Raw genomic sequence first — 24,894 nt, forward strand, 5'->3', positions numbered from 1 at the left:
ACCATGACGTTCCCCACCGCCGTCAAGATCGTCGAAGTCGGCCCGCGCGACGGGCTGCAGAACGAAAAGACCTTCGTACCGACCGACGTGAAGATCGCGCTCGTCGACCGGCTGTCGCGCGCCGGCTTCCGCAATATCGAGGCCGCATCGTTCGTGTCGCCGAAATGGGTGCCGCAGATGGCCGACGGCGCCGACGTGATGGCCGGCATCGAGCGCCGCCCGGGCACCGTGTATTCGGTGCTCACGCCGAACCTGAAAGGCTTCGAGAACGCGCTCGCCGCACGCGCCGACGAAGTGGTGATCTTCGGCGCGGCGAGCGAGGCATTCTCGCAGCGCAACATCAACTGCAGCATCGCGGAGAGCATCGCGCGCTTCGAGCCGGTCGCGAAGGCCGCGAAGGATGCCGGCCTGCGGCTGCGCGGCAGCGTGTCGTGCACGCTCGGCTGCCCGTACCAGGGCGAGGTGCCGGTCGCGTCGGTCGTCGACGTCGTCGAACGCTTCGCCGCGCTCGGCTGCGACGAGATCGACATCGCCGACACCATCGGCGTCGGCACGCCGAAGCGCACGCGCGAAGTGCTGTCGGCCGTCACGCGCGTGTTCCCGCGCGAACGGCTGTCGGGCCACTTCCACGACACCTACGGCCAGGCGCTCGCGAACATCTACGCGGCGCTGCTCGAAGGGATCGAGATCTTCCACGCGTCGGTCGCCGGCCTCGGCGGCTGCCCGTACGCGAAGGGCGCGACCGGCAACGTCGCGACCGAGGACGTGCTGTACCTGATGCAGGGCCTCGGCATCGACACCGGCATCGATCTCGCGCAGGTGGTCGCCGCTGGCGACTTCATCTCGAACGCGATCGGCCGCGCGAACGTGTCGCGCGCCGGTCGCGCGCTGCTCGCCAAGGCGCAGAGCGCGGCCGACGCGCCGAGCTGCGCGTGACCCCGACACTCACCGGACTCCCCATGACGACACCCGCTTCATTCGACTCTCTCCCCGATTCCGCGCGACGCGTCGCGCTGCTGCTGCGCGAACGCGGGCATGCGAAAGGGATCGTGATGCTCGCCGAAACCGGCAAGACCTCCGCCGAAGCCGCGGCCGGGCTCGGCTGCTCGGTCGCGCAGATCGCGAAGTCGATCCTGTTTCGCCGCGAATCCGACGGCCTGCCGGTGCTCGTCGTCGCGAGCGGCGTGAATCGCGTCGACGAGAAGAAGGTCGCCGCCCAGGTCGGCGCGGTCGGCCGCGCCGATGCGAAGTTCGTGCGCGACCATACCGGCTACGCGATCGGCGGCGTGTGCCCGATCGGCCATCTCGTCGAACCGGTCACGCTGATCGACGCCGACCTGCTCGAGCTCGACAGCCTGTGGGCCGCCGCCGGCCATCCGCACGCGGTGTTCAACCTGTCGCCGCAGGAACTCGTCGCGCTGACGGGTGCGCCGGTCGCCGACGTCGCATTGCGTAACGACGCATGAGCGACGCGCCGGTACCGGTCGGCACGGTCGCCTCGCCGTGCACCGACGTCTGCAGGATCGATCCGCGCACCGACTGGTGCGCGGGCTGCCTGCGTACGCGTGACGAGATCAAGGGATGGCGCGCGTCGGACGACGACGCGAGACGCGTGTTGCTCGCGCGGCTCGACGCGCGGCGGCGCCTGCTCGCGCGGAGCGGCGCATAAAAAAATGCCGTTCGGCCTGCTTGGCGAACGGCATGAGATCGGAATCCTGTGAACGTGATCAACGTCACAGCCGCATCATACGAGCGACGCTGCAGCGTCGCATCGGGTGTTTCCCTACAACTCCTTACGGCCTGTCTGGCGCGCAATCCGCGTGCCCGGAGGCGACGCCGACGGGCCTGGCGGCAGGCCGTAGCGGCAAGTCGAATCGCACGACCGTTTCAGTTGCCGACCGCCGCGCGACGCGCCGGCACGATGCGCCAGCCGAGGTTCACGCCGGCCGCCGCGAGCAGGATCAGCAGCGCGCCGAGCACCTGCGTCCACGCGAGCGTCTGCCCGAACGCGATGCGATCGACGATGATCGCGACGACCGGATAGACGAACGACAGCGCGCCCGTCATCGCGACCGGCAGCTTCTGGATCGCGCCGTACAGCAGCACGTACATCAGGCCGGTGTTGACGACGCCGAGCACGACGAGATCGAGCCACTGCGCGGCCGTCGCCGGCAGCGTGTCGAAGTGCGCGAACGGCGCGAGCAGCACGATGCCGAGGCCGGCCTGCAGCAGTGCCAGCAGGTGCGGCGGCGTGCCCTTCAGGTGCTTCGTGACGATCGACGACACCGCGTACAGGAACGCCGCGCCGAGCGACAGCGCGACGCCTTCGAGATATTCGCCGGGCACCGCGAGCACGGCCGGCTCGACCCGCACCACGCAGACGAGCCCGATGAAGGCGAGCGCGAGCCACGCGATCGTCGACGCGCTGATCCGTTCGCGGAACACGAGCGCGCCGAGCGCGACGAGCATGAACGGCTGCGTGTTGTAGACGGCGGTCGCCATCGAGATCGACGCACGCGAATACGCGGCGAACAGCAGCAGCCAGTTCGCGACGATCGCGACGCTGCCGAGCGTCGCGAGCGCGAGCATGCGCGGCGAGAACAGCGCGCGGCGCAGCAAGCCGAGCGCCGCGCAGACGATCGCGAGCGTCGCGGCGCCGAACAGGCAGCGGAAGAACACGACGTTGGTGAGCGGTTGCTGCGACGACATCACGAGCCAGCCGATCGTGCCGGACATCAGCATCGCGACGATCATCTCGGCGGCACCGCGGCGGATTTCGTTCGAGGCCATCATGGACTCCGTTTGGCGAGAGAAGATGACTTCGATTCTAGGAACTTGCTTTCCGTGCATCCACGGCTAAACTGAAGCGAAACGACCGATTCACCTTCGAAAGCAAAGCGATCATGTCGAAACGCCTTTCCCCGCCCGCCGTCGCGTCGCTGGACGCGACCGACCGCGCGATCCTCGCGGCGCTCGCCGAGGATGCGCGCATCGCCACCAGCGAGCTGGCGCGACAGATCGGGCTGTCGGCGCCCGCGACCGCCGACCGCGTGCGGCGGCTCGAGGCGCAGGGCGTGATCGCGGGCTTCACCGTCGAGCTCGATCCGCGCGCGCTCGGCTACACGCTGCAGGCGATCGTCCGCGTGAAGCCGCTGCCGGGACAGCTGCATCTGGTCGAGGAGGTGTTGCGGCGGATTCCGGAATTCGTCGAATGCGACAAGGTGACCGGCGAGGACTGCTTCATCTGCCGGCTCTACCTGCGCACGATCGAGCACCTCGACGACATCCTGTCGAAGGTGACGGAGCGCGCGGAAACGAGCACGGCGATCGTGAAATCGACGCCCGTGCCGCGCCGCCTGCCGCCGCTGGTCGAAGACGACGCCGCGCGCCGCTGATCCTCGAACGCTGACCGTCGACGCGCAGCAAGCGCCGCGCGACCGGCCGCGGCCGGCCCCGCTCACGCGGCCGCGTCGCGCGCTTCGAAGAACGCGAGCAGCTCGTCGATCAGCGCGACGGGCGCCTCTTCCGGAATGTAGTGCCCGCAATCGAGCGCGCGGCCGCTGACGTCGCGCGCGACGCGCCGCCATTCGTCGAGCGGATCGAAGCAGCGGCCGACGATCCCGTGCTCTCCCCACAGCACGCGCAGCGGGCACGCGACCTTGTTGCCGCGCTCGAGATCCGCGCGGTCATGTTCGAGATCGATCGTCGCCGACGCGCGGTAGTCCTCGCACATCGCGTGCACGGCGCCCGGCTGCGCGAGCGCGGCGCGATACGCGGCGAGCGCCTCCGGCGCGAACGGCGCGAGCCCGGCCGAGCGGTTGCCCATCACGCGCTCGATGTACGCATCGGTGCGGCCTTCGATCAGCGTTTCGGGCAGCGGAGCCGGCTGGATCAGGAAGAACCAGTGGAAATACGCGGTCGCGAACGCACGGTCGGTCTGCTCGTACATCGCGAGCGTCGGCGCGATGTCGAGCAGCATCATCCGCTCGACGGCCGCCGGATGATCGAGCGCGAGGCGGTGCGCGACGCGCGCGCCGCGATCGTGCGCGCACACATGGAATTGCTCGAAACCGAAATGGCACATCACGGCGACCTGGTCGGCCGCCATCGCGCGTTTCGAATACGGCGCGTGCCGCGCGTCGCTCGGCGGCTTGCCCGACGCGCCATAGCCGCGCAGGTCGGTCGCGATCACCGTGAAGTGATTCGCCAGCGTCGCGGCGACGCGATGCCAGATCATGTGGGTCTGCGGGTGGCCGTGCAGCAGCAGAAGCGGCGGCCCCGCGCCTCCTTTGACACCGAAGATGTCGGTGTCCTGCACCGTCACGCGAAACGGAGCAAACGCCTCAAACGACATGGTTTGTTTCTCGTTGGTTTGTTATGGCGGATATTGTAGGAGCGCCCGGCCGGCTGCTGCGCGCGCCAGATGCCCGAACGCGTAGAAAGAGAACACTCACTCGATTGTCGCCACGCCGCGCAGTTTGTTAAGCTCGCGTAGAATCGCACGACCGTTCGTATTAATATGAACGCGCGGCTGTACCGCTACACTCGAAGCACCGTTCGACCGCCAAGCATGCATGCCGGCGTCGGCGCGACCCGCGCCGGGCCCGGCCGCCCCTCGAGACTGGAGACATCACATGGCATTGCCCGCCGTCCTGCAGAACCTGACGCTGCCCGTCATCGCGTCGCCGATGTTCATCGTCAGCTACCCCGAACTCGTGCTCGCGCAATGCAAGGCGGGTATCGTCGGATCCTTCCCCGCGCTCAACGCCCGTCCGGCCGAACTGCTCGACGAATGGCTCACGCAGATCCAGTCCGAACTAGCCGACCACAAGGCGAAGCACCCGGACGCGGTGATCGGCCCGATCGCGGTCAACCAGATCGTCCACCAGTCGAACGCGCGGCTCGAGCACGACGTGCGCGTGTGCGTCGAGCACAAGGTGCCGATCTTCATCACGAGCCTGCGCGCGCCGGCGCGCGAGATCGTCGACGCGGTGCACAGCTACGGCGGCATCGTGCTGCACGACGTGATCAACCTGCGCCACGCGCAGAAGGCGCTCGAAGCGGGCGTCGACGGACTGATCCTCGTCGCGGCCGGCGCCGGCGGCCATGCGGGCACGACGTCGCCGTTTGCGCTCGTGGGCGAAGTGCGCAAGATGTTCGACGGCCCGATCGTGCTGTCCGGCGCGATCGCCAACGGCGGCTCGATCCTCGCCGCGCAGGCGATGGGCGCCGACTTCGCGTACATGGGCACGCGCTTCATCGCGACGCAGGAAGCGCACGCGGTCGAGGACTACAAGCACGCGATCCTCAACGCGAAATCGTCCGACATCGTCTACACGAACCTCTTCACCGGCGTGCACGGCAACTACATCCGCGAGAGCATCGAGAAGGCCGGCCTCGATCCGGACGCACTGCCGGAATCGGACAAGTCGAAGATGAATTTCGGCGGCGACAAGGCGAAGGCATGGAAGGACATCTGGGGTGCCGGCCAGGGTGTCGGCCTGATGGACGACCTGCCGAGCGTCGGCGCACTCGTCGAGCGCCTGAAGCGCGAGTACGACGACGCGAAGGCACGACTCGGCATCGCGCGCTGACGCGGGCGGCGGGTTGCGCCACCGGCGCGCACGACGTCGGACCAAACAAAAAAGCGCGAACCGCAACGGCTCGCGCTTTTTTCATGTCCGCCACGCGGGCGGCCGGCGCCGGTCAGCCCGCGCGCTTGATCCGCGTGATCGGCAGCACGCGCAGGCGCGACTCGATCGACGGGCACAGCGACTGCCCTTCGAATCGTGCCGCGAGGAAGTCGACGAACGAGCGCACCTTCGCGGACACGTGGCGACGGCTCGCGTACACCGCATAGATCGGCGCCTCGTGCGGCGGCACGGCGTCGAGCAGCACCGGCACGAGCCGGCCGGATTCGATGTCGTCGCCGACCACCTCGGTGCCGAGCAGCGCGATGCCCGCGCCCGCGAGCACGGCTGCGCGCAGCCCCTCGAGATGGTTCACGATCAGGTTGCCGTTCAGGTTCACGCGCGACGCGGCGGCCGCGTCGATCACCAGCGAATCGAGCATCGTCGAATTCGAATCGCGACGCAGGTAGTTGTGATGCGCGAGATCGGCGATCGTCTGTGGCGTGCCGTGCTTGTCGAGATACTCGGGCGACGCGACCAGCAGGATGTGCGCGGTCGCGATCTGCCGCGCGACCAGCGACGACGATTTCAGCCCGTTCGGCGCCGCGCGCACCGCGACGTCGTAGCCTTCCTCGATCAGGTCGACCACGCGATCGGACAGCGTCACGTCGACGGTCACGTCCGGGAACCGACCCGCATAATCGGTGACGGCCTGCATCACGTGCCGCAATCCGAACGCGGACAGCGACGTCACGCGCAGGCGGCCCTGCGGCACCACGCTCGCGGCGCCGACCGCCTGTCCGGCTTCGTCGAGTTCCGACAGCGCCTGCACGAGGCGCTCATAGTATTCGCGTCCCGCCTCGGTCGGCGCGACACGTCGTGTCGTGCGATGCAGCAGCCGCGCGCCGAGCTGCTGCTCGAGATGCATCACGTGCTTGCTCGCCATCGCGGCCGACATCTGCATGCGCTCGGCCGCGCCGACGAAGCTGCCCACTTCGACGACGTAGCGAAACACATTCATGCTGACGAGGGTATCCATCGAACTAGCTCGCAATTCCTGGGAATTATGCAATTACGAGATAGGGTAACAAAGGCGAGGAAACAAAAAGGTCAACAAAGGCAAAACGGCGCCGCGAATAGCGGCGCCGTTTTTTTCGGGGCGCAATGCCGGCACATGCGACGCGCGTTGTGTGCGCGTCCGAACCGACGAATCGTCAGAACTTCGCGCGGATGCCTGCGCCGAACGTATTGCCGCTCGACAGGCCGCTGATGTGGTCGTTCATGTACGCAGCGTAGACGTCGGTGCGCTTGGACAACGGATAGTCGTAGCCGACGGCCCAGGTCTGGCGCGTCTGGTCGAGGCCGCCGCCGTCGCGCGAGTACGCGTACGACGCCATTGCGTTGCCGACGCCGAGCGGCACCGACACGCCGCCCTGCGCGGTGTTCACGTGCCAGCTGCCGGCGACCTGGTCGTTCTTCGTATACATGTACTGGCCGAACAGCTTCACGTATTTCAGGTCGTAGGTCGCGCCGACCAGCCCGATGCCCTGGCTCTTCATGCCGGTCACGAGCGAGCTCAGGTCCTGCGGGCCGTTGTTGAAGTTCACGTACTGGTAGACAGCGGTCGCCGCGAACGGGCCGTTCGCGTAGTTGAACTGCGCGCTCCACTTCTTCGAGCGGTTGTCGCCGGCCGTGTTGCCGAGCGCGTACATCGCCGCGAAATTCAGGCCCCCGAACGAAGGTGACGTGTAGGACAGTGCGTTGTTCCAGCCCGAATCGCCGACCGCGCCCTGGTCGCTCGGATAGGTCGGGAACGTGCCGAGGCCGAGGAACACGTGGTACACCATCGGCGAGAAGGTGTACGAATCGTAGAACGGGTTGAACAGGATCGTCGACAGGAACAGGTGCGTGGTCAGGCGGCCCGCCGTCACCGTGCCGTACGGCGAGCTGACGCCGACGTATGCGTTGCGCGCGAAGAACGTGTCGCCCTGGAAGCGGCCGAACTGGCCGTTCTGCGCACGGAAGAAGCTCTCCAGCGTGAAGATCGCCTTGTAGCCGTCGCCGAGATCCTCGGCGCCGTGCAGGCCCCAGTAGGACGTCGACATCCCGCCGCCCGACACGTTCCATGCGCGATCGCCGCCCGGGAACTTGGTGGCGCCGACCCATTCGTCGACCTGACCGTAGAGCGAGACGCTCGACTGCGCGTGAACGGGTGCGGTTGCGGCCACGCAGGCGGCCGCGGCGATCAGCTTGACGGACGTGCGCGACGCACGGCGAGCGAATGCTTTCATGGGATCTCCAGGGTTTTGTCGAATGTCGATAAGTGGCGCGAGCGTTGTTGTTTGGAGCCGATTGCTTGCGTCGTATGGGGCGCAGCCATCTTTACGGAACCTGCGTCCCGTCAAAATTGCGCACACTTATTGCGGGTATAGCGGCAGCATTAACTTCGCGGAATCGGCACATGGCCAGGCGCGCCGCAGCGGCCCCGCGCGGTGCGGGCACGCGACGGGACGGCCGCGAGGGGCGCGCGTGCCGGGCGCGAAAGATAGCGCAATGCGACGGGAAAATCAGCGGAAATCTATGCGCGACTGTGGCGAATTCGCATCACAGCCGGCGGGGGAACGAACGCGCGGGGCGCGCTCGGCGAACGCGCGGGGCGCTCAGTTTCGGTAGAACGGGGAGAAAAACGGCGAGTGGGAAGGCTCTTCCTGCGCGCGGGGCGGCGGCATCGGACGGCCGCCACGCTCCTCGTTGTAGCGCGCGACGTCGGCGCGGATCGAGCCGGCCCGCAACGGAACGTTGCCGCCGCCCGGCGGGCGCGGCATCTGGCGGGACTCGGCGCTGATCGGACGATACGGGCTCTGCGCGGCGTAATGCCCGTAAGACGGCGTCGGACGCAGGCCCCAGCGGGAACCATAGCCGCTCACGCCGCCGGCACGCGCGCCGCCCGGCGGCAGCGCCCGGCGCCATACCTGCGCGTTGCCGGCCGGCTGGCCGTACATGCGCATGTCGCCGCCACCGAAACCGTGACCGAAGCCATGACCGCCGCCGAACGCCTGACCACCATGCGGCGGTTGCGCGAGCGCGAGCGGCATCAGCAGCGCGCCGAGCACGCCTGCCACCCATCGTCCGACCTTCAGTTTCACCCGTTCCGTCATCATTCAGTGCCTGTTGCCGCTCGCCGCCCGCTGTTTCCAGCCGACGCAAGCCTTTCAGCAGTAATTTATGAGCGGTCCCAAACGGTGTCGAGCCAAAAAGTGTTATGTCGCGGGCATCGGTGTAACACCATGTTACTGCTAGGTTTTTTCACTTCAGGGTGGGATCGCGACAGAACATTCTTCTGCCGCTTCGCGCGTCGCCGGGCCGCCGCGGGCGTGCCGTGTTGCGCAGCCGCATCATGCAATCGATTCATCAATGGATTCGTACAATGAATTTGTTTATTGAATGACCAACCGGGACAATACCGGCTTCGCGCGCGCGACATGTGCGCCCGCCGTTTCCGAATCGAGTTCCCCGATGGCCCGTCCCCGTTTTCTTCCCGACAACTTCACGCTCGCGCTCGTCGGCACCGTCGTGCTCGCGAGCCTGCTGCCGTGCCGCGGCCCGGCCGCCCATGCGTTCAATTGGGCGACCAACATCGCGGTCGGCCTGCTGTTCTTCCTGCACGGCGCGAAGCTGTCGCGCGAAGCCGTCGTCGCGGGCGCGACCCACTGGCGGCTGCATGCGGTCGTGCTGCTCAGCACGTTCGCGCTGTTCCCGCTGCTCGGCCTCGCGCTGAAGCCCGTGCTGCAGCCGCTCGTCACGCCGACGCTGTATGCCGGCGTGCTGTTCCTGTGCACACTGCCGTCGACCGTCCAGTCGTCGATCGCCTTCACGTCGATCGCGAAGGGCAACGTGCCGGCCGCCGTGTGCGCGGCATCAGCGTCGAGCCTGCTCGGGATCTTCGTGACGCCGGCGCTCGTCGGGCTGATGATCACGTCGCAGTCGGCCGCGGCCGCGTCGCCGTGGAGCACCATCGGCAGCATCGTGATGCAGCTGCTCGTGCCGTTCATCGCCGGCCAGCTGCTGCGGCCCGTGATCGGCGGCTGGATCGAACGCAATCGCGGCGTGCTGCGCTTCGTCGACCAGGGCTCGATCCTGCTCGTCGTCTACGTCGCGTTCAGCGAGGCCGTGAACCAGGGGCTGTGGCACCAGATTCCGGCGCGCGCGCTCGGCGGCCTGCTGGTCGTCAACGTCGTGCTGCTCGTGATCGCGCTGGGGCTGACCGCGTTCGTCGGCAAGCGGCTCGGCTTCAACCGCGCCGACCAGATCACGATCATTTTCTGCGGGTCGAAGAAGAGCCTCGCGGCCGGCGTGCCGATGGCGAAGGTGATCTTCTCCGCGCAGGCGGTCGGCGCGATCGTGCTGCCGCTGATGCTGTTCCACCAGATCCAGCTGATGGCCTGCGCGGCGCTCGCGCAACGCTGGGGCGCGCGCGACACGAGCGGCGAGCGCGACGGCGACGCGGGTGCGGCCGGTGCCGCACGCGGGCGCGGTGCGCTGAGCGCGGGCAAGCGCTGACGCGGGAGGCTGCGCGGCCGGCATGACTGGCCGCGCTGGGGTGTTCGTCTTGTTCCTTTCGTCCCTGCCTCTCGCCTCTCGCTTCCCGCTTCCCGCCTCCCGCCTCCCGCCTCCCCGCCGCGCAGCCCGCCGCGACGCATGCACCATCGACGCGCATCGCGTCACCAAATCTTCATTCAATTCTCCGAGCGTACTGCCGTTAAAGTCGGGCGTCCCGTCGTCTCGGCCGCCCCCCTCCATGCCCGCGCCCCATCCCGACTCGTCCGCCGCCCCGACCACCCGCCTGATCGCGGAACGCGCGCTCGCGGCCGTGTTCCAGCCGATCGTCGATCTCGGATCGGGCACGGTCGTCGGTTACGAAGGCCTGATCCGCGGCCCGCGCGGCACCGACCTCGAGCCGCCGGCCGCACTGTTCGCGCAGGCCGCCCGCGACGGCACGACCGTCGCGCTCGAACAGGCGGCCGCGCGCACCTGCCTCGACGCATTCGCGGCGCTCGGCTGCGACGGCAAGCTGTTCCTCAACTTCAGCGCGGGCACGATCCTGCAACTCGCGCGCGAACGCGAGCGCGCGCGGCAACTGCTCGTGCGCGCGCGGATCGGCGCCGAGCGCATCGTGATCGAGCTGACCGAGCAGACCGCGCTGCCGGACGTCGCACGCATCGGGCCGGCGGTCGCCTCGCTGCGCGACGCCGGCATCCAGTTCGCGCTCGACGACTACGGCACCGCGAACGCGAGCATGAACCTGTGGCTGCGCCTGCACCCGGATGTCGTGAAGATCGACCGCTTCTTCATCCACGACATCGCGCGCGATCCGCTCAAGTTCGAGGCGGTCAGGGCGATGCAGCACTTCGCGCAGGCAAGCGGCGCGCAACTGATCGCGGAAGGGATCGAGAACGAGTGCGACCTGCTCGTCGTGCGCGACATGGGCATCGGCTGCGTGCAGGGCTTCCTGCTCGGGCGGCCGGACGCGCAACCCTCGCCGGTCGTCGCGCCGGCCGCGCGCGACGCGATCCGCGCCCCGCACATCGCGGTGTTTCCCGGTGCGACCCGCGCCGTGCGGCCGGCCGGCACGATCGCGGCGAAGATGCTCGTCGCCGCGCCGGCGCTGCCGCGCGACGCGACCAACAACGACGTACTCGACCTGTTCAACCGGATGCCCGCGCTGCACGCGGTCGCGCTCGTCGAACGCGACCAGCCGGTCGCGCTCGTGAACCGGCGCGGCTTCATCGACCGCTTCGCGCTGCCGTACCACCGCGAGGTGTTCGGGAAGAAGCCGTGCCTGCAGTTCGCGAACGACGCGCCGCTGATGATCGACAACGCGACGACGGTCGAGCAGCTCGCGATGCTGCTCGCGAGCCACGACCAGCGCTACCTCGCGGACGGCTTCGTGATCACCGAACACGGCCGCTACGTCGGGCTCGGCACCGGCGAAAGCCTCGTGCGCGCGGTGACCGAAATGCGCATCGAGGCCGCGCGCTACGCGAATCCGCTGACGTTCCTGCCCGGCAACATCCCGATCAGCGCGCATATCGAGCGCCTGCTGGCGCGCGACGCCGGCTTCCACGCGTGCTACGTCGACCTGAACCAGTTCAAGCCGTTCAACGACCAGTACGGCTACTGGCAAGGCGACGAAGTGCTGAAGTTCGCGGCGACGGTGCTGGCCGGCGTGTGCGATCCGCAACGCGACTTTCTCGGACACGTCGGCGGCGACGATTTCCTCGTGCTGTTCCAGCGCGACGACTGGCACGCGCGCGCGGCCGACGCGATCGCGCGCTTCAACGACGGCGCGCAGCGCTTCTATACGCAGGCCGACCGGCTGGCGGGCGGGCTGCGCGGCGAGGACCGCTACGGCAACCCCGCGTTCTTCGGCTTCGTGACGATGGCGATCGGTGTGGTCGGCGTGCCGGCCGGCGCGAACGGCGCGATACGCTACGGCAGCGACGAGATCGCATCGGTCGCGGCGCTCGCGAAGCGACGCGCGAAACAGCAGCCGGGCGGGCTCGCGGTCGTCGATCTGGACGCCGGCCGCGCGGCGCTGCGCGATCGCGGCGAGCCGCCACTCGCGGCGGCAGGCTGAGTGACGGGCGGTTGCCGGTCGCAGGCAGGGTCGCCAACCCGCCCGAGCGACGTTGCCGGTGCCGCGCCGGCCCGGCCGGGCCGCGCCCCGGCAACCGCCGGCCGATCGCCCCGCCGGCTCCGTTCACGCCGGGCAGCGGAACGTGCCGGACGCTCCACCTGCCGGCACCGCCACATTCCGCGCGATCACCTTGCCTTTTCCGCGTTTTGTTTAGTATTTTTAGTAACGGCGTTTTCGCAGATTAGCTCGCAAAAACCCGCTATTTCCGGGTATTCCCCGGTTATCCGGCCCGAATTAGGCGCCGCGTTTACTATACAATCGCCGTCACCCTAAACAAACCGGATCCCGAACGATGGGCACCACCATTCGCGACGTAGCGCGGGCGGCAGAGGTCTCGATCGGCACCGTCTCCCGCGCGCTAAAAAACCAGCCGGGCCTGTCCGAAGCCACGCGGGCGCGCATCGTCGAGATCGCGCAGCGGCTCGGCTACGACCCGGCCCAGTTGCGGCCGCGCATCCGCCGGCTCACCTTCCTGCTGCACCGCCAGCACAACCGCTTTCCCGCCAGCCCGTTCTTCTCGCACGTGCTGCACGGCGTCGAGGACGCGTGCCGCGAGCGCGGCATCGTGCCGACGCTGCTCACGGTCGGCCCGAACGACGACGTGCTCCGCCAGATGCGCCCGCACGCGCCCGACGCGATCGCGGTGGCTGGCTTCATCGAGCCCGAGACGATCGAGGCGCTCGCCGCGACCGGCCGGCCGCTCGTGCTGATCGACCTGTGGGCGCCCGGCCTGCGCTCGGTGAACATCGACAACGCGACGGGCGCGGCGCTCGCGATGCGTCACCTGCTCGCGATCGGCCGCTCGCGGATCGCGTTCATCGGCGGCTCGGCCGCGCACTACAGCATCGCGCAGCGCGCGATCGGCTACCGGCGCGCGTTCTTCGAGGCCGGGCGGCTGTTCGATCCCGCGTACGAAGTGACGATCGACGCCGGGCTCGACCCCGACACCGGCGCCGCGCGGGCGATGCAGCAGCTGCTCGACGCGCCGGGCCCGCGCCCGGACGCCGTGTTCGCGTACAACGACGCCGCCGCGCTGGCCGCGCAGCGCGTGTGCCTCGCGCGCGGCGTGCGGATTCCGGAAGACATCGCGATCGTCGGCTTCGACGACATCCCGGCCGCCGCGCACGCGAACCCGCCGCTCACGACGCTCGCCGTCGACAAGGAAGCGCTCGGCCGCCGCGGCGTCGAACTGCTGCTCGCGGAAGCCCCCGAGCGCACCGAGATCTCCCTGCCCGTCGAGCTGATCGTACGGGCCAGCAGCCAGCCCGCCGGCTCACCGGCGCTCGATACCGCCACGGTCACCGAATCATGAACATGCCCCCGGCCCAATCCCGCACGGCCACGCCGGCCAACCACACGCAAGCGGCACCGGTCGTCGCGAGCTTCCGCGATCCGTCGTTCCTGCTGTCGCACATCGAGGACACGCTGCGGTTCTACGCGACGAACGCGTTCGACCCGACGGGCGGCTTCCACCACTATTTCCGCGACGACGGCAGCGTCTACAACCGCACGTCGCGGCACCTCGTCAGCAGTTGCCGGTTCGTCTTCAACTACGCGATGGCGTACCGGCATTTCGGCGATCCGCGCCATCTCGACTACGCGCGCCACGGGCTGCGCTTCCTGCGCGACGCGCACTGGGACGAGGCGCTGCAAGGCTACGACTGGGAGCTCGACTGGCGCGACGGCACGAAGCACGCAACGCTCGACGGCACGCGCCATTGCTACGGGCTCGCGTTCGTGCTGCTGGCCGCCGCGCACGCGACGATGGCCGGCATCGACGAAGCGCGCGCGCTGATCGCGTCGACCTACGAGCTCGCCGAACACCGCTTCTGGGATGCGGCCGCCGGCCTCTACGCGGACGACGCGACGCCGAACTGGATCGTGTCGTCGTACCGCGGCCAGAACGCGAACATGCACATGACGGAAGCGCTGCTCGCGGCATACGAGGCGACCGGCCACCTCACCTACCTCGATCGCGCGGAAAAGCTCGCGACCCACATCACGCAGCGCCAGGCCGCGCTGTCGGGCGGCCTCGTGTGGGAGCACTACCACGCGGACTGGTCGGTCGACTGGGACTACAACAAGGAAGACAGCTCGAACATCTTCCGTCCGTGGGGCTTCCAGCCCGGGCACCAGACCGAATGGGCGAAGCTGCTCCTGATCCTGGAGCGGCACCGCCCGCTCGACTGGCTCGTGCCGCGCGCGGCCGAGCTGTTCGACGCGGCGCTCACGCACGCATGGGACGCCGATCACGGCGGCCTCTGCTACGGCTTCGGCCCCGACTTCACGATCTGCGACCACAACAAGTATTTCTGGGTGCAGGCGGAGACCTTCGCAGCGGCCGCGATGCTCGGCGCGCGCACCGGCAGCGAGCGTTTCTGGGATTGGTACGACGAGATCTGGCGCTACAGCTGGGCGCATTTCGTCGATCACCGCTACGGCGCGTGGTATCGGATCCTCACCTGCGACAACCGCAAGTACAGCGACGAGAAAAGCCCGGCCGGCAAGACCGACTATCACACGATGGGCGCGTGCTACGACGTGCTCGCGACCCTCGCGCGGGCGGCGCGCAGCGAGCCGACGCAATGAGCGGCGGCACCTTTCCGGCCTTCGTGTCGGCGGGCGACATCCTGACCGACATGGTGCGCGCAGGCGACGCGCAGTGGACCTCGGTGCCGGGCGGCGCCGGCTGGAACGTCGCGCGCGCGGTCGCGCGGCTCGGCCTGTCGAGCGCGCTCGCGGGCGCGATCGGCGAGGACTGCTTCTCCGACGTGCTGTGGCGCACCAGCGAGGCCGCCGGGCTCGACCTGCGCTTCCTGCAGCGGGTCCCGCGTGCGCCGCTGCTCGCGATCGTCCACGAGACGCGGCCGCCCGCGTACTTCTTCATCGGCGAAGCGAGCGCGGACCTCGCGTTCGACCCGGCGCGGCTGCCGGCCGGCTGGGCCGCTCACGTGAAATGGGCGCACTTCGGCTGCATCAGCCTGGTGCGCGAGCCGCTCGCGGGCACGCTCGTCGCGCTCGCGGCCGACCTGCACGCGCGCGGCGTGAAGATCAGCTTCGATCCGAACTACCGGAACCTGATGACGGCCGCGTACCGGCCGACGCTGGAGACGATGGCCGCGCTCGCCGACCTGATCAAGGTCTCCGACGAGGACCTGCGCCACCTGTTCGGCGGCGACGGCCCCGACGCGGTCGCGGCGGTGCGCGCGCTGAATCCGCGCGCGGCCGTGCTCGTCACACGCGGCGCGCAGGCGGCGACGCTGTACGCGGACGGCGACGTGCTCGAGGCCAGCCCGCCGCGCGTCGAGGTGGTCGACACCGTCGGCGCCGGCGACGCGTCGATCGGCGGCATGCTGTTCAGCCTGATGGCCGCGCCGCAGCGGTCGTGGCGCGAGCATCTCGCGTTCGCGCTCGCGGCGGGCGCCGCCGCATGCCGGCACACGGGCGCGCACGCGCCGACGCTCGACGAGGTCGTCGCGCTGCTCGAAGGGTGACGGGATGATGACGGCGCGCTGATCGGTCGCCGATATGCGGCGCTGTACATGCTGCGCCGCAGTGCTACGATGAAGTGTCCTATTGCGGGAGAGGCACGATGGACACGAACACGTTCACGAAGGGCATCTACACGGCCAAGGCGCATACGCAGCACGCCGCCAACGGACAGTTCCAGGGCTACGTGATCCTCGCCCGGGACGACGGCGACGAGACGGAGAACGTGCGCTACGACGTCCACACGACGAGTCCGAGCGAGGAAGAGGCGTTCGACGAGGCGAAGGCGCTCGCTCACCGGATCCTCGGCGAAATCGAGCTCTGATGCGCGAGCTGTGATGCGCGAGCTTCAATGCACGAGCCGTCATGCCCGAACTGCCCCGCGCCGAACCCGTCACGTGCGCGCCGCGGCCTGACCGCGACGCGCCGTCTTCGGCACGGCTCAGAGCAGCCGCGCCACCAGCGACACCAGCATCGTCAGCACCAGCGTCGACATGAACGGGAACGGATAACGCCGCCCGCCGAGCGTCAGCGTGACGTCGCCCGGCATCCGCCCGATGCCGAACTTGCCGAGCCACGGCCAGCAGCGCGTCAGGATCATCACCGCAACGAACGACGCCATGAACCAGCGCAGCATCCGGGTCTCCGCCGTCAGAGCGCGTGCGAGCGGTCGCCGCGCGCGAACGCGTCGAGCGCGCCGTCGATGCCGCGCGAGAACGCGATCACCTTGAACAGCTCGCCCATCTCGGCTTCCGAGATCAGCTTCTGCACCGCGTTCGCGGCCGGCAGGAACTGGTGGATGTCGGACGGATCGATCGCGGCGAGCGCGTCGGTGATGCCCGCGTTCAACAGGAAACGCGCCTGCGACGTGTAGCCGAGCAGGTCCGCGCCGGTCGCGACGCCCGCGTCGTAGATGCCGGTGAATTCGACGTGCGCGGTGATGTCCTGCAGGCCCGGGTAAAGGAATGCGTCGTCGTGCGCGTGGTGGCGGTAGTGGCACATCAGCGTGCCGCGGTCGCGCTGCGGGTGGTAGTACTCGTGCGCGGGGAAGCCGTAGTCGACCAGCAGCACCGCGCCGCGCCCGAGCATCGTGCACACGGTGCGCGTGAACGCCAGCGCGGCTTCATGTGTTTCGGTCACGTAGCCGTCGTCGACGTCGAGCGTCGCGAGCACCGGCGGCAGGCCGGCCGCGCCCACGGGCCGGTCGTCGAACACGAACGCGTGCCGCGCGTCGAGCGCGACGCCGCGCTCGCGCCACGCGTCGCCCGCCTTCGCAAAGAGGCGCACCGGCATCGCGTCGAGCACCTCGTTGCCGACCACGACGCCGTCGAAGCGCTCGGGCAGCGCGTCGAGCCAGCGTACTTTCCCCGCAAGCGCCGGCGCAGCCGCCGCGATCGTGTCGCGCTGCCGTTCGCGCAGTTCGCCGGACAGGTCGACGATCAGGTATTCGTCGAGCTCGACGCCGAGCGCATCGAGCGCCGCGAGCAGCCCGGCCGCGAGCTTGCCGGTGCCCGCGCCGAATTCCATCACGCGGCGCGTGCCGCTCGCCGCGAGCGCGTCGGCGACGGGATTCGCGAGCGTCTGCGCGAACAGCGGCGACAGCTCGGGGGCCGTGACGAAGTCGCTGCCGTCGTCGGCGCGGCGCCCGAACTTGCGCGCGCCGCCGCTGTAATAGCCGAGGCCGGGCGCGTACAGCGCGCGCTCCATGAAGCGATCGAACGGCAGCCAGCCGCCGGCCGCCGCGATCTCGTCGCGCAGTTGCGCGGCGAGGGTTTCGGACTGCGCGAGCGCGTCAGGGCCGGGAGCAGGTAAACTAGCGGGTTCGTGAGCTTTCGGGTTCATCCCGGCATTGTAAATGACCGTTTCAGCCGATACGTCGCCCCCGCGCATCGCGCTCGTCGCGGGCGCGCTGGGCAGCGCGGCCGACGCCGCGTCGCTCGGCCGTGCGCTCGCGACCGGATTCGCGCAGCGCGGCTGGGACGTCGCGCTGCAGCGCAGCCCCGGCGCGCCGCGCGCGGCTGGCGACGCGCTGGTCGCCGAAGTCGCCGCACTGGGCCGCCGCGCGGCCGTGCTCGACGCCGATCTGGCCCTGGAAGCCGATGCGGCCGCGCTCGTTGCCGCGTGCGGCGCGGCACTCGGCCGGCCCGCCTGTGCGGTGTTCGTGAGCGCTTGCGCCGGCACCGACGACGCGCATACCGTGGATGGCGCGTCGCTCGCCGGCGCGCTCGCGCGCAACGTGACGGCGCCGCTCGCGCTGGCCCGCGCGCTCGCCGACGCGACGCCCGATGCCGCGCGCGACGACGAATCGCTGCGCGCCTGCGCGATCCACGTGCTGGACCAGGCCCTGTTTCACCCGGCGCCGGCGCAGCTGTCGCACGCGCTGATGCAGGCCGCGCTGAACCGCGCGACCTCGGCGCTCGCGCTGGCGCTGGCGCCGAAGGTGCGCGTCGCGGCGCTCGTGCGCGGCCACGCGCCGCACGCGAACGACATCGCGGCGGCGGCCTGCTATCTCGCGAGCGCGCCCGGCGTCACGGGCGCGACGCTGACCGTCGACGGCGGCGAGCACCTGGTGCCGCCCGCCGCCGGCCCGAATGACTGAACTGCGCGGAGCGCGCGGCCCGACCGCCGCCGCCCGCGCCGCTTTGCGTGCACGCACGCCAATTTGACTGGGACGACCATGTTTTCCGCTCTCCTGCACCCCCGCCTCGCGGACTGCCGCAGGCTCTACCTGCGCGACTACGAGGTGCACATCAACATCGGGGCCTTCGAACACGAGAAGCGCGGCGAGCAGCGCGTCGTCATCAACATCGACCTGTTCGTGCCGCTCGCGCTGTCCACCCCCGTCGACGACCGGCTGCATGAAGTCGTCGACTACGACCTGATGAAGCAGAGCGTCGCGCAGTGCCTGGCGCGCGGCCACATCCACCTGCAGGAGACGCTGTGCGACGCGATCGCCGCGAACCTGCTGGCGCACGACAGCGTGCGCGCGGTACGCGTCTGTACCGAGAAACCGGACGCCTATCCGGACTGCGACGCCGTCGGCGTCGAAGTCTTTCGCATCAAGGACGAGGAGCGCGCATGAACGCCCCCCACATGAACGACACGGCGGCCGATGGCGCCGCCATCGAAGCCACCGTCGCCGACACCGGCCGCCGCGCGCTGACGCGCCGCGAGCAGAAGGAAGCGTACGAGAACAACAAGCTGTTCAAGCGGATCGTGCGCCAGGTCGGCCAGGCGATCGGCGACTACAACATGATCGAGCAGGGCGACAAGGTGATGGTGTGCCTGTCGGGCGGCAAGGACAGCTACGCGATGCTCGATGTGCTGCTGCGCCTGCGCGAACGCGCGCCGATCGACTTCGACATCGTCGCGGTCAACCTCGACCAGAAGCAGCCGGGCTTCCCCGAGCACGTGCTGCCCGAGTACCTGACGCAGGTCGGCGTGCCGTTCCACATCGAGAACCAGGACACCTACAGCATCGTCAAGCGGCTCGTGCCCGAAGGCAAGACGACCTGCTCGCTGTGCTCGCGGCTGCGCCGCGGGATCCTGTACCGCGTGGCGGGCGAGCTCGGCGCGACCAAGATCGCGCTCGGCCACCACCGCGACGACATCCTGCAAACCTTGCTGCTCAACATGTTCTACGGCGGCAAGCTGAAGGGGATGCCGCCGAAGCTGCAGTCGGACGACGGCCGGAACGTCGTGATCCGCCCGCTCGCGTACGTGAAGGAAACCGATCTCGAGAAATACGCGGAGCTGCGCGAATTCCCGATCATCCCGTGCAACCTGTGCGGCAGCCAGCCGAACCTGAAGCGCGCGGAAATGAAGGCGCTGATCCGCGAATGGGACAAGCGCTTTCCGGGCCGCGTCGACAACATGTTCAGCGCGCTCGCGAACGTCGTGCCGTCGCACCTGATGGATACGACCCAGTTCCCGTTCGCGTCGCTGCGCGCGACCGGAGAAGCCGATCCGCAGGGCGACATCGCGTTCGACGAGGAGCCGTGCGCGTCCGGCGAAGACACCGCCGTGCCGGGTGCCGCGAAACCGATCTCGATCGTCCAGTTCGACGACCTGTAAGCAGGGTCCGAACATCGCCGGAACGGGGCCCAGCGTGCCCTGTTCCGGCACTGTCGCCCGGTCGCGACAGGCCAGGAATGCCAGGGGCCGCATGCTAAAATGGACGGCTACGAACTCCTCTGACAAGCTGGCGCCATGAATATCGTGATTTTGGCGGCAGGCACCGGCAAGCGCATGCGTTCCGCGCTGCCGAAAGTGCTCCATCCCCTGGCCGGCAGGCCGCTCCTCTCCCACGTCATCGCCACCGCGCGCACGCTGCAGCCGTCGCGGCTCGTCGTCGTCGTCGGTCATGGCGCCGAGCAGGTCCAGGCCGCCGTCGCCGCGCCCGACGTCCAGTTCGCGGTACAGGCCGAGCAGCTCGGCACCGGCCACGCGGTGCGCGAGGCGCTGCCGCTGCTCGATCCCGCGCAACCGACGCTGGTGCTGTACGGCGACGTGCCGCTCACCCGCGCGTCGACGCTGCGGCGTCTGGTCGACGCCGCGCGCGAGGGCCGCTACGGGATTCTGACGGTCACGCTCGACGATCCGACCGGCTACGGCCGCATCGTGCGCGACGCGTCCGGCTTCGTCACGCGCATCGTCGAGCAGAAGGATGCGTCGCCCGAGCAACTGAAGATCGCCGAGATCAACACCGGCATCATCGTCACGCCGACGGCCCAGCTGTCGATGTGGCTCGGCGCGCTGAAGAACGAGAACGCGCAGGGCGAGTACTACCTGACCGACGTCGTCGAACTCGCGATCGAGGCCGGCTTCGAGATCGTCACGGCGCAGCCCGACGAGGACTGGGAAACGCTCGGCGTGAACAGCAAGGCGCAGCTCGCGGAACTCGAGCGCATCCATCAGCGCAACGTCGCCGATGCGCTGCTCGTCGACGGCGTCACGCTCGCCGATCCGGCGCGCCTCGACGTGCGCGGCACGCTCCGGTGCGGCCGCGACGTGTCGATCGACGTGAACTGCGTGTTCGAAGGCAACGTGACGCTCGCCGACAACGTGACGATCGGCGCGAACTGCGTGATCCGCAACGCGTCGATCGGCGCGGGCACGCGCATCGACGCGTTCACGCACATCGACGGCGCCGAACTCGGCGCGCACACCGTGATCGGCCCGTACGCGCGGCTGCGCCCGGGCGCGCAGCTCGCGGACGAAGCGCACGTCGGCAACTTCGTCGAGGTGAAGAACGCGGTGATCGGCCACGGTTCGAAGGCGAACCACCTGACCTACATCGGCGACGCCGACATCGGCGCGCGCGTGAACATCGGCGCCGGCACGATCACCTGCAACTACGACGGCGCGAACAAGTTCCGCACCGTGATCGAGGACGACGTGTTCGTCGGCTCGGACACGCAGCTCGTCGCGCCGGTGCGCGTCGGCCGCGGCGTGACGATCGCGGCCGGCACGACGATCTGGAAGGACGTCGCCGAGGGCGTCCTCGCCTTGAACGAGAAGACGCAGACCGCGAAAAGCGGCTACGTCCGACCGGTCAAGAAGAAGAGCTGAACCTTTTGCGGGCGCCCGAACGGCGCCCGCGTCGACTTACAGGATTGACCATTCATGTGCGGCATTGTCGGCGCAGTTGCGCAGCGTAATATCGTTCCGGTGCTGATCGAAGGATTGCGGCGCCTCGAATACCGTGGCTACGACTCGTGCGGCGTCGCCGTGCTCGAGCCGGACGCACCGAAGCGCGCGCGCAGCGTCGCGCGCGTCGCCGATCTCGACGCGCAGGTGCAGGAATCGCACCTCGCAGGCACGACCGGCGTCGCGCACACGCGCTGGGCGACGCACGGTGCGCCCGTCACGCACAACGCGCATCCGATCTTCTCGTCGAACGCGCTCGCGCTGGTGCACAACGGCATCATCGAGAACTTCGAGACGCTGCGCGACGCGCTGCGCGCGAAGGGCTACGAATTCGTGTCGCAGACCGACACCGAAGTGATCGCGCACCTCGTGCACAGCCTGTATCGCGGAAATCTGTTCGAGGCCGTGCGCGAAGCCGTGCAGCAGCTGCACGGCGCGTATGCGATCGCGGTGACCCACAAGGACCAGCCGCACATCGTCGTCGGCGCGCGCCAGGGTTCGCCGCTCGTCGTCGGCCACGGCGACGGCGAGAACTTCCTCGCCTCCGACGCACTGGCGCTGGCCGGCAGCACCGACCATTTCACGTTCCTCGAGGAAGGCGACATGTGCGAGCTGTCGCTCGACGGCGTGAAAATCGTCGACCGCCACGGCGCGCTCGCGCAGCGCGAGATCCGCGTGGTCAGCGCATACGGCGGCGCGGTCGAGCTGGGCCCGTATCGCCACTTCATGCAGAAGGAAATCTTCGAGCAGCCGCGCGCGATCAGCGACACGGTGCCGCAAACCGAAGCATTCGACGCAACGCTGTTCGGCGACGCGGCGCCCGCCGCGTTCGCGGACATCGACAGCCTGCTGATCCTCGCGTGCGGCACGAGCTACTACTCGGGCCTCACCGCGAAGTACTGGCTCGAATCGATCGCGAAGATTCCGACCCAGGTCGAGATCGCGAGCGAATACCGCTATCGCGAATCGGTGCCGAACCCGCGCCAGCTCGTGCTGGTGATCTCGCAGTCGGGCGAGACGGCAGACACGCTCGCCGCGCTCAAGCACGCGCAGTCTCTCGGCCACACGCATACGCTCGCGGTCTGCAACGTCGCGACGAGCGCGATGGTGCGCCTCACCGAGATGCAGTTCCTCACGCACGCGGGCACCGAGATCGGCGTCGCGTCGACCAAGGCGTTCACGACCCAGCTCGTCGCGCTGTTCGTGCTGGCAGCGACGCTCGGCAAGCTGCGCGGGCACGTCGACGCCGCGCAGGAAGCGCAATTCCTGAAGGAGCTGCGCCACCTGCCGGCCGCGCTGAACAGCGTGCTCGCGCTCGAGCCGCAGATCATCGCGTGGTCGGAGGAATTCGCGCGCAAGGAAAACGCGCTGTTCCTCGGCCGCGGGCTGCACTACCCGATCGCGCTCGAAGGCGCGCTGAAGCTGAAGGAAATCTCGTACATCCACGCCGAGGCCTATCCGGCCGGCGAACTGAAGCACGGCCCGCTCGCGCTCGTCACGGAAGCGATGCCGGTCGTCACGGTCGCGCCGAACGACACGCTGCTCGAGAAGCTGAAGTCGAACATGCAGGAAGTGCGCGCGCGCGGCGGCGAGCTGTACGTGTTCGCGGATGCCGACACGCAGATCGTCAACGACGACGGCCTGCACGTGATCCGGATGCCGGAACACTACGGCCAGCTGTCGCCGATCCTGCACGTCGTGCCGCTGCAGCTGCTCGCGTATCACACCGCGTGCGCGCGCGGCACCGACGTCGACAAGCCGCGCAACCTCGCGAAGTCGGTGACGGTGGAGTAAGCAATCGGCGCAGCGCAGTCCGGCGCGCCGGCGAGACTGACGGAGAGACCATGGTAAGACTGTTTGGATGCGGATTGCTGGCGCTGAGCTTCGCGTCGACGGGCTGGGCGACCGAGCACTACGTCGAAGTCTGGAACCCGCCCGAGGCGCGCGTGCCGGCGGCACGTACGCCGACCCCGCGCGCGGCCGCCGACGCGCACGCCGGCAACAAGACCGCGGAAAAGCACGCGAGCGTGCAGCCGAAGGTCGCCGTCAAGCCGCACAAGCGCCGCGTCGCACAAGCCGTGAAAGCCGCGCCGCATCGACCGACCGCCGCGACGGTCGATGCGCCGGCCGCACCGCGCCCCGTCGCGCAGCCCGCGCCGGGCCGGCTCACCGTGATGCAGCCGACCGTGCCCGACACGCCGCACGCACTCAAATTCTCCGATATCCCACGGCAATACACGCCGGACGGCAACGTGCTGCGCGTCGGCGCGAGCCGCCGTTCCGCGGAGGTGACGCGATAATGGAAGCGCAGACCTATCACGGCTACCAGATCTGGGGCCATTCGATCCTGCAGCAGGACGAAATCCTGCAGCCCGAGCGCTTCGCGGCGAGCGGCACGATCACGCAGAACAACCGGCTCGTCGAAGCGTCAGGCGTGCTCGGCGTGTTCGATACCGAGGACGAAGCGCGCGAAGCGGGGCTCGAATGGGCCCGCGCGTGGATCGACAGCCATCGCTGAACGGAGCGCGAACCGTCAACGCAAGTAACAAGGGGCGTCCACGACGCCCCTTTTTGCATTCGGCCCCGCCCGCTCAGGCGACGGGCCGCGGCGGCGGCACGACCGTCCGCGGCCGGCCGACGAGCCGCGCCAGCACGACGATCGCAACCAGCGTGACCAGGTACGCGGCGATCTGGATCCCCGCCGGACGCGCGGTATAGCCGATCAACGTATGCAGCGCCTTGCCGACGATGCTCGTTTCCTTGAGCAGCCACGAGGTATCCCAGACCGCGTCGCCCCACGACGGCACGAGGCCCGCGGCAAGCAGGAAGCCGACGCACTGGCTCGCCATCCCCGCCGCGAGCAGCACGATCAGCGCATTGGTGACGGAAAACAGGCGCTTGAGCGGAATCTGCAGCAGGCCCGCATACATCGCATAGCCGAGCCCGGCGCCACCCAGCACGCCGAGCAGCCCGCCGACGATCATCTGCGGCGTCTGTCCCGGATCGCCCGCCGCGATGCCGTACAGGAACAGCACGGCCTCGGAGCCTTCGCGCAATACCGCGACGCCGACCACGATCGCGAGCCCCGTCAGCGGCCGGCTGCCGGCTGCGACGGCCCGCCCGACCTCGCCCATGTGCAGCGCCATCTCGCGGCCGTGGCGGCTCATCCAGATGCAATGCCACGCGAGCATCAGCGTCGCGACGAACATCACGCCCGCGTTGAAGACTTCCTGCCCCATGCCGGATGCCCACTGCGAGATCACGTCGGCGAACGCGGCGATCAGGCCGGCGCCGATCACGCCGCCGACGAGCCCGCCGCCGACCCACCAGCCGCGCCGCGGCACGCCCTTCGTGGCGGCCATCACGATCGAGACCACCAGCGCGGCCTCGAGCACTTCACGAAAGACGATCAGGGCAGTAGACAGCATG

26 protein-coding genes are annotated in these 24,894 nt (G+C 69.1%); 18 read left to right on the forward strand and 8 right to left on the reverse strand.

Translation table 11 applies throughout. The features are described 5' to 3' along the window. The first annotated feature begins 3 nt into the window (after positions 1-3). From DIE02_RS29420 to DIE02_RS29430, 3 genes are read left to right on the forward strand one after another with little or no spacing between them, the layout of a single operon-like run. Entirely contained in the window at positions 4-936 is a 933-nt protein-coding gene (locus tag DIE02_RS29420; protein WP_124486611.1) for a hydroxymethylglutaryl-CoA lyase, read from the forward strand. 23 nt (positions 937-959) lie between these two features. Continuing rightward, positions 960-1,466, forward strand: coding sequence for a YbaK/EbsC family protein (locus DIE02_RS29425; protein ID WP_044846152.1), 507 nt, complete (start codon positions 960-962; stop codon positions 1,464-1,466). Continuing rightward, positions 1,463-1,669 carry a DUF1289 domain-containing protein gene (locus DIE02_RS29430; RefSeq protein ID WP_124486612.1) on the forward strand — a complete coding sequence of 69 codons (207 nt, stop codon included), beginning with the start codon at positions 1,463-1,465 and terminating at the stop codon, positions 1,667-1,669. The genes DIE02_RS29425 and DIE02_RS29430 overlap by 4 nt, the downstream gene beginning before the upstream one ends. Positions 1,670-1,887: 218 nt before the next feature. Here DIE02_RS29430 and DIE02_RS29435 read toward each other — a convergent pair whose 3' ends face one another. Continuing rightward, the gene (locus DIE02_RS29435; RefSeq protein ID WP_124486613.1) at positions 1,888-2,790 is read right to left on the reverse strand and encodes a DMT family transporter; all 903 of its coding nucleotides are present in this window, start codon (positions 2,788-2,790) and stop codon (positions 1,888-1,890) included. 113 nt (positions 2,791-2,903) lie between these two features. Between DIE02_RS29435 and DIE02_RS29440 the strand changes: the two genes are divergently transcribed. Beyond that, positions 2,904-3,395 (forward strand): Lrp/AsnC family transcriptional regulator, encoded by a 492-nt coding sequence (locus tag DIE02_RS29440; protein WP_034177375.1) that lies wholly within the window; start codon positions 2,904-2,906, stop codon positions 3,393-3,395. 62 nt (positions 3,396-3,457) lie between these two features. Here the strand turns inward: DIE02_RS29440 and DIE02_RS29445 are convergent, their stop codons facing one another. Continuing rightward, complete coding sequence (locus DIE02_RS29445) at positions 3,458-4,354, reverse strand: alpha/beta fold hydrolase (RefSeq protein WP_124486614.1); 897 nt, start codon at positions 4,352-4,354, stop codon at positions 3,458-3,460. A gap of 280 nt (positions 4,355-4,634) precedes the next feature. Here DIE02_RS29445 and DIE02_RS29450 point away from each other — a divergent pair, with 280 nt between their 5' ends. Continuing rightward, the gene (locus DIE02_RS29450; RefSeq protein ID WP_124486615.1) at positions 4,635-5,594 is read left to right on the forward strand and encodes a nitronate monooxygenase family protein; all 960 of its coding nucleotides are present in this window, start codon (positions 4,635-4,637) and stop codon (positions 5,592-5,594) included. A gap of 112 nt (positions 5,595-5,706) precedes the next feature. On the opposite strand, the gene DIE02_RS29455 is transcribed toward DIE02_RS29450, so the two are convergent. From DIE02_RS29455 to DIE02_RS29465, 3 genes are all read right to left on the reverse strand, one after another. Further along, positions 5,707-6,669: a LysR family transcriptional regulator gene (locus tag DIE02_RS29455; protein ID WP_044846148.1), complete on the reverse strand. Its 963-nt coding sequence runs from the start codon at positions 6,667-6,669 to the stop codon at positions 5,707-5,709. A 175-nt stretch (positions 6,670-6,844) separates the two neighbouring features. Next, positions 6,845-7,921: a porin gene (locus tag DIE02_RS29460; RefSeq protein WP_044846147.1), complete on the reverse strand. Its 1,077-nt coding sequence runs from the start codon at positions 7,919-7,921 to the stop codon at positions 6,845-6,847. Between the two features lie 369 nt (positions 7,922-8,290). Continuing rightward, entirely contained in the window at positions 8,291-8,788 is a 498-nt protein-coding gene (locus DIE02_RS29465) for a hypothetical protein (protein WP_044846200.1), read from the reverse strand. 358 nt (positions 8,789-9,146) lie between these two features. Here DIE02_RS29465 and DIE02_RS29470 point away from each other — a divergent pair, with 358 nt between their 5' ends. The 6 genes from DIE02_RS29470 to DIE02_RS29495 all read left to right on the forward strand — a co-directional run bounded on the left by DIE02_RS29470 (position 9,147) and on the right by DIE02_RS29495 (position 16,141). Beyond that, positions 9,147-10,190 carry a bile acid:sodium symporter family protein gene (locus DIE02_RS29470; RefSeq protein ID WP_124486616.1) on the forward strand — a complete coding sequence of 348 codons (1,044 nt, stop codon included), beginning with the start codon at positions 9,147-9,149 and terminating at the stop codon, positions 10,188-10,190. Between the two features lie 238 nt (positions 10,191-10,428). After that, positions 10,429-12,267, forward strand: coding sequence for a phosphodiesterase (locus DIE02_RS29475; protein ID WP_124486617.1), 1,839 nt, complete (start codon positions 10,429-10,431; stop codon positions 12,265-12,267). 352 nt (positions 12,268-12,619) lie between these two features. Next, positions 12,620-13,639: a LacI family DNA-binding transcriptional regulator gene (locus tag DIE02_RS29480; protein WP_044846144.1), complete on the forward strand. Its 1,020-nt coding sequence runs from the start codon at positions 12,620-12,622 to the stop codon at positions 13,637-13,639. Continuing rightward, positions 13,636-14,916 carry an AGE family epimerase/isomerase gene (locus tag DIE02_RS29485; RefSeq protein WP_124486618.1) on the forward strand — a complete coding sequence of 427 codons (1,281 nt, stop codon included), beginning with the start codon at positions 13,636-13,638 and terminating at the stop codon, positions 14,914-14,916. Before DIE02_RS29480 ends, DIE02_RS29485 begins: the two co-directional genes overlap by 4 nt. After that, positions 14,913-15,821, forward strand: coding sequence for a carbohydrate kinase (locus DIE02_RS29490; protein WP_124486619.1), 909 nt, complete (start codon positions 14,913-14,915; stop codon positions 15,819-15,821). Before DIE02_RS29485 ends, DIE02_RS29490 begins: the two co-directional genes overlap by 4 nt. A 98-nt stretch (positions 15,822-15,919) precedes the next feature. Continuing rightward, the gene (locus DIE02_RS29495; RefSeq protein WP_044849082.1) at positions 15,920-16,141 is read left to right on the forward strand and encodes a hypothetical protein; all 222 of its coding nucleotides are present in this window, start codon (positions 15,920-15,922) and stop codon (positions 16,139-16,141) included. A gap of 117 nt (positions 16,142-16,258) precedes the next feature. On the opposite strand, the gene DIE02_RS29500 is transcribed toward DIE02_RS29495, so the two are convergent. Both DIE02_RS29500 and DIE02_RS29505 read right to left on the reverse strand, forming a co-directional pair. Then, the gene (locus DIE02_RS29500) at positions 16,259-16,453 is read right to left on the reverse strand and encodes a DUF2905 domain-containing protein (protein ID WP_124486620.1); all 195 of its coding nucleotides are present in this window, start codon (positions 16,451-16,453) and stop codon (positions 16,259-16,261) included. Positions 16,454-16,467: 14 nt separating this feature from the next. Then, positions 16,468-17,658 (reverse strand): class I SAM-dependent methyltransferase, encoded by a 1,191-nt coding sequence (locus DIE02_RS29505; RefSeq protein WP_124486621.1) that lies wholly within the window; start codon positions 17,656-17,658, stop codon positions 16,468-16,470. A gap of 13 nt (positions 17,659-17,671) precedes the next feature. Between DIE02_RS29505 and DIE02_RS29510 the strand changes: the two genes are divergently transcribed. The 7 genes from DIE02_RS29510 (at position 17,672) to DIE02_RS29540 (ending at position 23,983) form a co-directional block, all read left to right on the forward strand. Next, a complete protein-coding gene (locus DIE02_RS29510; RefSeq protein WP_044849085.1) occupies positions 17,672-18,415 on the forward strand; it encodes an SDR family oxidoreductase in 744 nt (247 codons plus the stop codon). Positions 18,416-18,493: 78 nt separating this feature from the next. Then, a complete protein-coding gene (locus DIE02_RS29515; protein ID WP_124486622.1) occupies positions 18,494-18,898 on the forward strand; it encodes a dihydroneopterin aldolase in 405 nt (134 codons plus the stop codon). Further along, a complete protein-coding gene (ttcA, locus tag DIE02_RS29520) occupies positions 18,895-19,890 on the forward strand; it encodes a tRNA 2-thiocytidine(32) synthetase TtcA (RefSeq protein ID WP_124486623.1) in 996 nt (331 codons plus the stop codon). Before DIE02_RS29515 ends, ttcA begins: the two co-directional genes overlap by 4 nt. Before the next feature lie 135 nt (positions 19,891-20,025). Then, positions 20,026-21,387 (forward strand): bifunctional UDP-N-acetylglucosamine diphosphorylase/glucosamine-1-phosphate N-acetyltransferase GlmU, encoded by a 1,362-nt coding sequence (gene glmU / locus DIE02_RS29525; protein ID WP_124486624.1) that lies wholly within the window; start codon positions 20,026-20,028, stop codon positions 21,385-21,387. Between the two features lie 54 nt (positions 21,388-21,441). Next, positions 21,442-23,259: a glutamine--fructose-6-phosphate transaminase (isomerizing) gene (glmS, locus tag DIE02_RS29530; RefSeq protein ID WP_124486625.1), complete on the forward strand. Its 1,818-nt coding sequence runs from the start codon at positions 21,442-21,444 to the stop codon at positions 23,257-23,259. Positions 23,260-23,309: 50 nt separating this feature from the next. Continuing rightward, a complete protein-coding gene (locus DIE02_RS29535; RefSeq protein ID WP_124486626.1) occupies positions 23,310-23,765 on the forward strand; it encodes a hypothetical protein in 456 nt (151 codons plus the stop codon). Further along, positions 23,765-23,983, forward strand: a complete 219-nt coding sequence (locus DIE02_RS29540; RefSeq protein WP_040142345.1) for a hypothetical protein — start codon at positions 23,765-23,767, stop codon at positions 23,981-23,983. Before DIE02_RS29535 ends, DIE02_RS29540 begins: the two co-directional genes overlap by 1 nt. A gap of 73 nt (positions 23,984-24,056) precedes the next feature. Here DIE02_RS29540 and DIE02_RS29545 read toward each other — a convergent pair whose 3' ends face one another. Continuing rightward, positions 24,057-24,893 (reverse strand): FTR1 family protein, encoded by an 837-nt coding sequence (locus DIE02_RS29545; RefSeq protein ID WP_044849093.1) that lies wholly within the window; start codon positions 24,891-24,893, stop codon positions 24,057-24,059. Position 24,894 lies beyond the last annotated feature (1 nt).

Source organism: Burkholderia sp. Bp8991, from assembly GCF_003853795.1.
Taxonomy (GTDB): domain Bacteria; phylum Pseudomonadota; class Gammaproteobacteria; order Burkholderiales; family Burkholderiaceae; genus Burkholderia.

Excerpts from the sequence above, each read along its gene's own strand:
- DIE02_RS29420 (WP_124486611.1), top strand. The coding sequence starts at position 4 with ATGACGTTCCCCACCGCCGTCAAGATCGTCGAAGTCGGCCCGCGCGAC.
- DIE02_RS29425 (WP_044846152.1), top strand. The coding sequence starts at position 960 with ATGACGACACCCGCTTCATTCGACTCTCTCCCCGATTCCGCGCGACGC.
- DIE02_RS29430 (WP_124486612.1), top strand. The coding sequence starts at position 1,463 with ATGAGCGACGCGCCGGTACCGGTCGGCACGGTCGCCTCGCCGTGCACC.
- DIE02_RS29435 (WP_124486613.1), bottom strand. The coding sequence starts at position 2,790 with ATGGCCTCGAACGAAATCCGCCGCGGTGCCGCCGAGATGATCGTCGCG.
- DIE02_RS29440 (WP_034177375.1), top strand. The coding sequence starts at position 2,904 with ATGTCGAAACGCCTTTCCCCGCCCGCCGTCGCGTCGCTGGACGCGACC.
- DIE02_RS29445 (WP_124486614.1), bottom strand. The coding sequence starts at position 4,354 with ATGTCGTTTGAGGCGTTTGCTCCGTTTCGCGTGACGGTGCAGGACACC.
- DIE02_RS29450 (WP_124486615.1), top strand. The coding sequence starts at position 4,635 with ATGGCATTGCCCGCCGTCCTGCAGAACCTGACGCTGCCCGTCATCGCG.
- DIE02_RS29455 (WP_044846148.1), bottom strand. The coding sequence starts at position 6,669 with ATGGATACCCTCGTCAGCATGAATGTGTTTCGCTACGTCGTCGAAGTG.
- DIE02_RS29460 (WP_044846147.1), bottom strand. The coding sequence starts at position 7,921 with ATGAAAGCATTCGCTCGCCGTGCGTCGCGCACGTCCGTCAAGCTGATC.
- DIE02_RS29465 (WP_044846200.1), bottom strand. The coding sequence starts at position 8,788 with ATGACGGAACGGGTGAAACTGAAGGTCGGACGATGGGTGGCAGGCGTG.
- DIE02_RS29470 (WP_124486616.1), top strand. The coding sequence starts at position 9,147 with ATGGCCCGTCCCCGTTTTCTTCCCGACAACTTCACGCTCGCGCTCGTC.
- DIE02_RS29475 (WP_124486617.1), top strand. The coding sequence starts at position 10,429 with ATGCCCGCGCCCCATCCCGACTCGTCCGCCGCCCCGACCACCCGCCTG.
- DIE02_RS29480 (WP_044846144.1), top strand. The coding sequence starts at position 12,620 with ATGGGCACCACCATTCGCGACGTAGCGCGGGCGGCAGAGGTCTCGATC.
- DIE02_RS29485 (WP_124486618.1), top strand. The coding sequence starts at position 13,636 with ATGAACATGCCCCCGGCCCAATCCCGCACGGCCACGCCGGCCAACCAC.
- DIE02_RS29490 (WP_124486619.1), top strand. The coding sequence starts at position 14,913 with ATGAGCGGCGGCACCTTTCCGGCCTTCGTGTCGGCGGGCGACATCCTG.
- DIE02_RS29495 (WP_044849082.1), top strand. The coding sequence starts at position 15,920 with ATGGACACGAACACGTTCACGAAGGGCATCTACACGGCCAAGGCGCAT.
- DIE02_RS29500 (WP_124486620.1), bottom strand. The coding sequence starts at position 16,453 with ATGCTGCGCTGGTTCATGGCGTCGTTCGTTGCGGTGATGATCCTGACG.
- DIE02_RS29505 (WP_124486621.1), bottom strand. The coding sequence starts at position 17,658 with ATGAACCCGAAAGCTCACGAACCCGCTAGTTTACCTGCTCCCGGCCCT.
- DIE02_RS29510 (WP_044849085.1), top strand. The coding sequence starts at position 17,672 with ATGACCGTTTCAGCCGATACGTCGCCCCCGCGCATCGCGCTCGTCGCG.
- DIE02_RS29515 (WP_124486622.1), top strand. The coding sequence starts at position 18,494 with ATGTTTTCCGCTCTCCTGCACCCCCGCCTCGCGGACTGCCGCAGGCTC.
- ttcA (WP_124486623.1), top strand. The coding sequence starts at position 18,895 with ATGAACGCCCCCCACATGAACGACACGGCGGCCGATGGCGCCGCCATC.
- glmU (WP_124486624.1), top strand. The coding sequence starts at position 20,026 with ATGAATATCGTGATTTTGGCGGCAGGCACCGGCAAGCGCATGCGTTCC.
- glmS (WP_124486625.1), top strand. The coding sequence starts at position 21,442 with ATGTGCGGCATTGTCGGCGCAGTTGCGCAGCGTAATATCGTTCCGGTG.
- DIE02_RS29535 (WP_124486626.1), top strand. The coding sequence starts at position 23,310 with ATGGTAAGACTGTTTGGATGCGGATTGCTGGCGCTGAGCTTCGCGTCG.
- DIE02_RS29540 (WP_040142345.1), top strand. The coding sequence starts at position 23,765 with ATGGAAGCGCAGACCTATCACGGCTACCAGATCTGGGGCCATTCGATC.
- DIE02_RS29545 (WP_044849093.1), bottom strand. The coding sequence starts at position 24,893 with ATGCTGTCTACTGCCCTGATCGTCTTTCGTGAAGTGCTCGAGGCCGCG.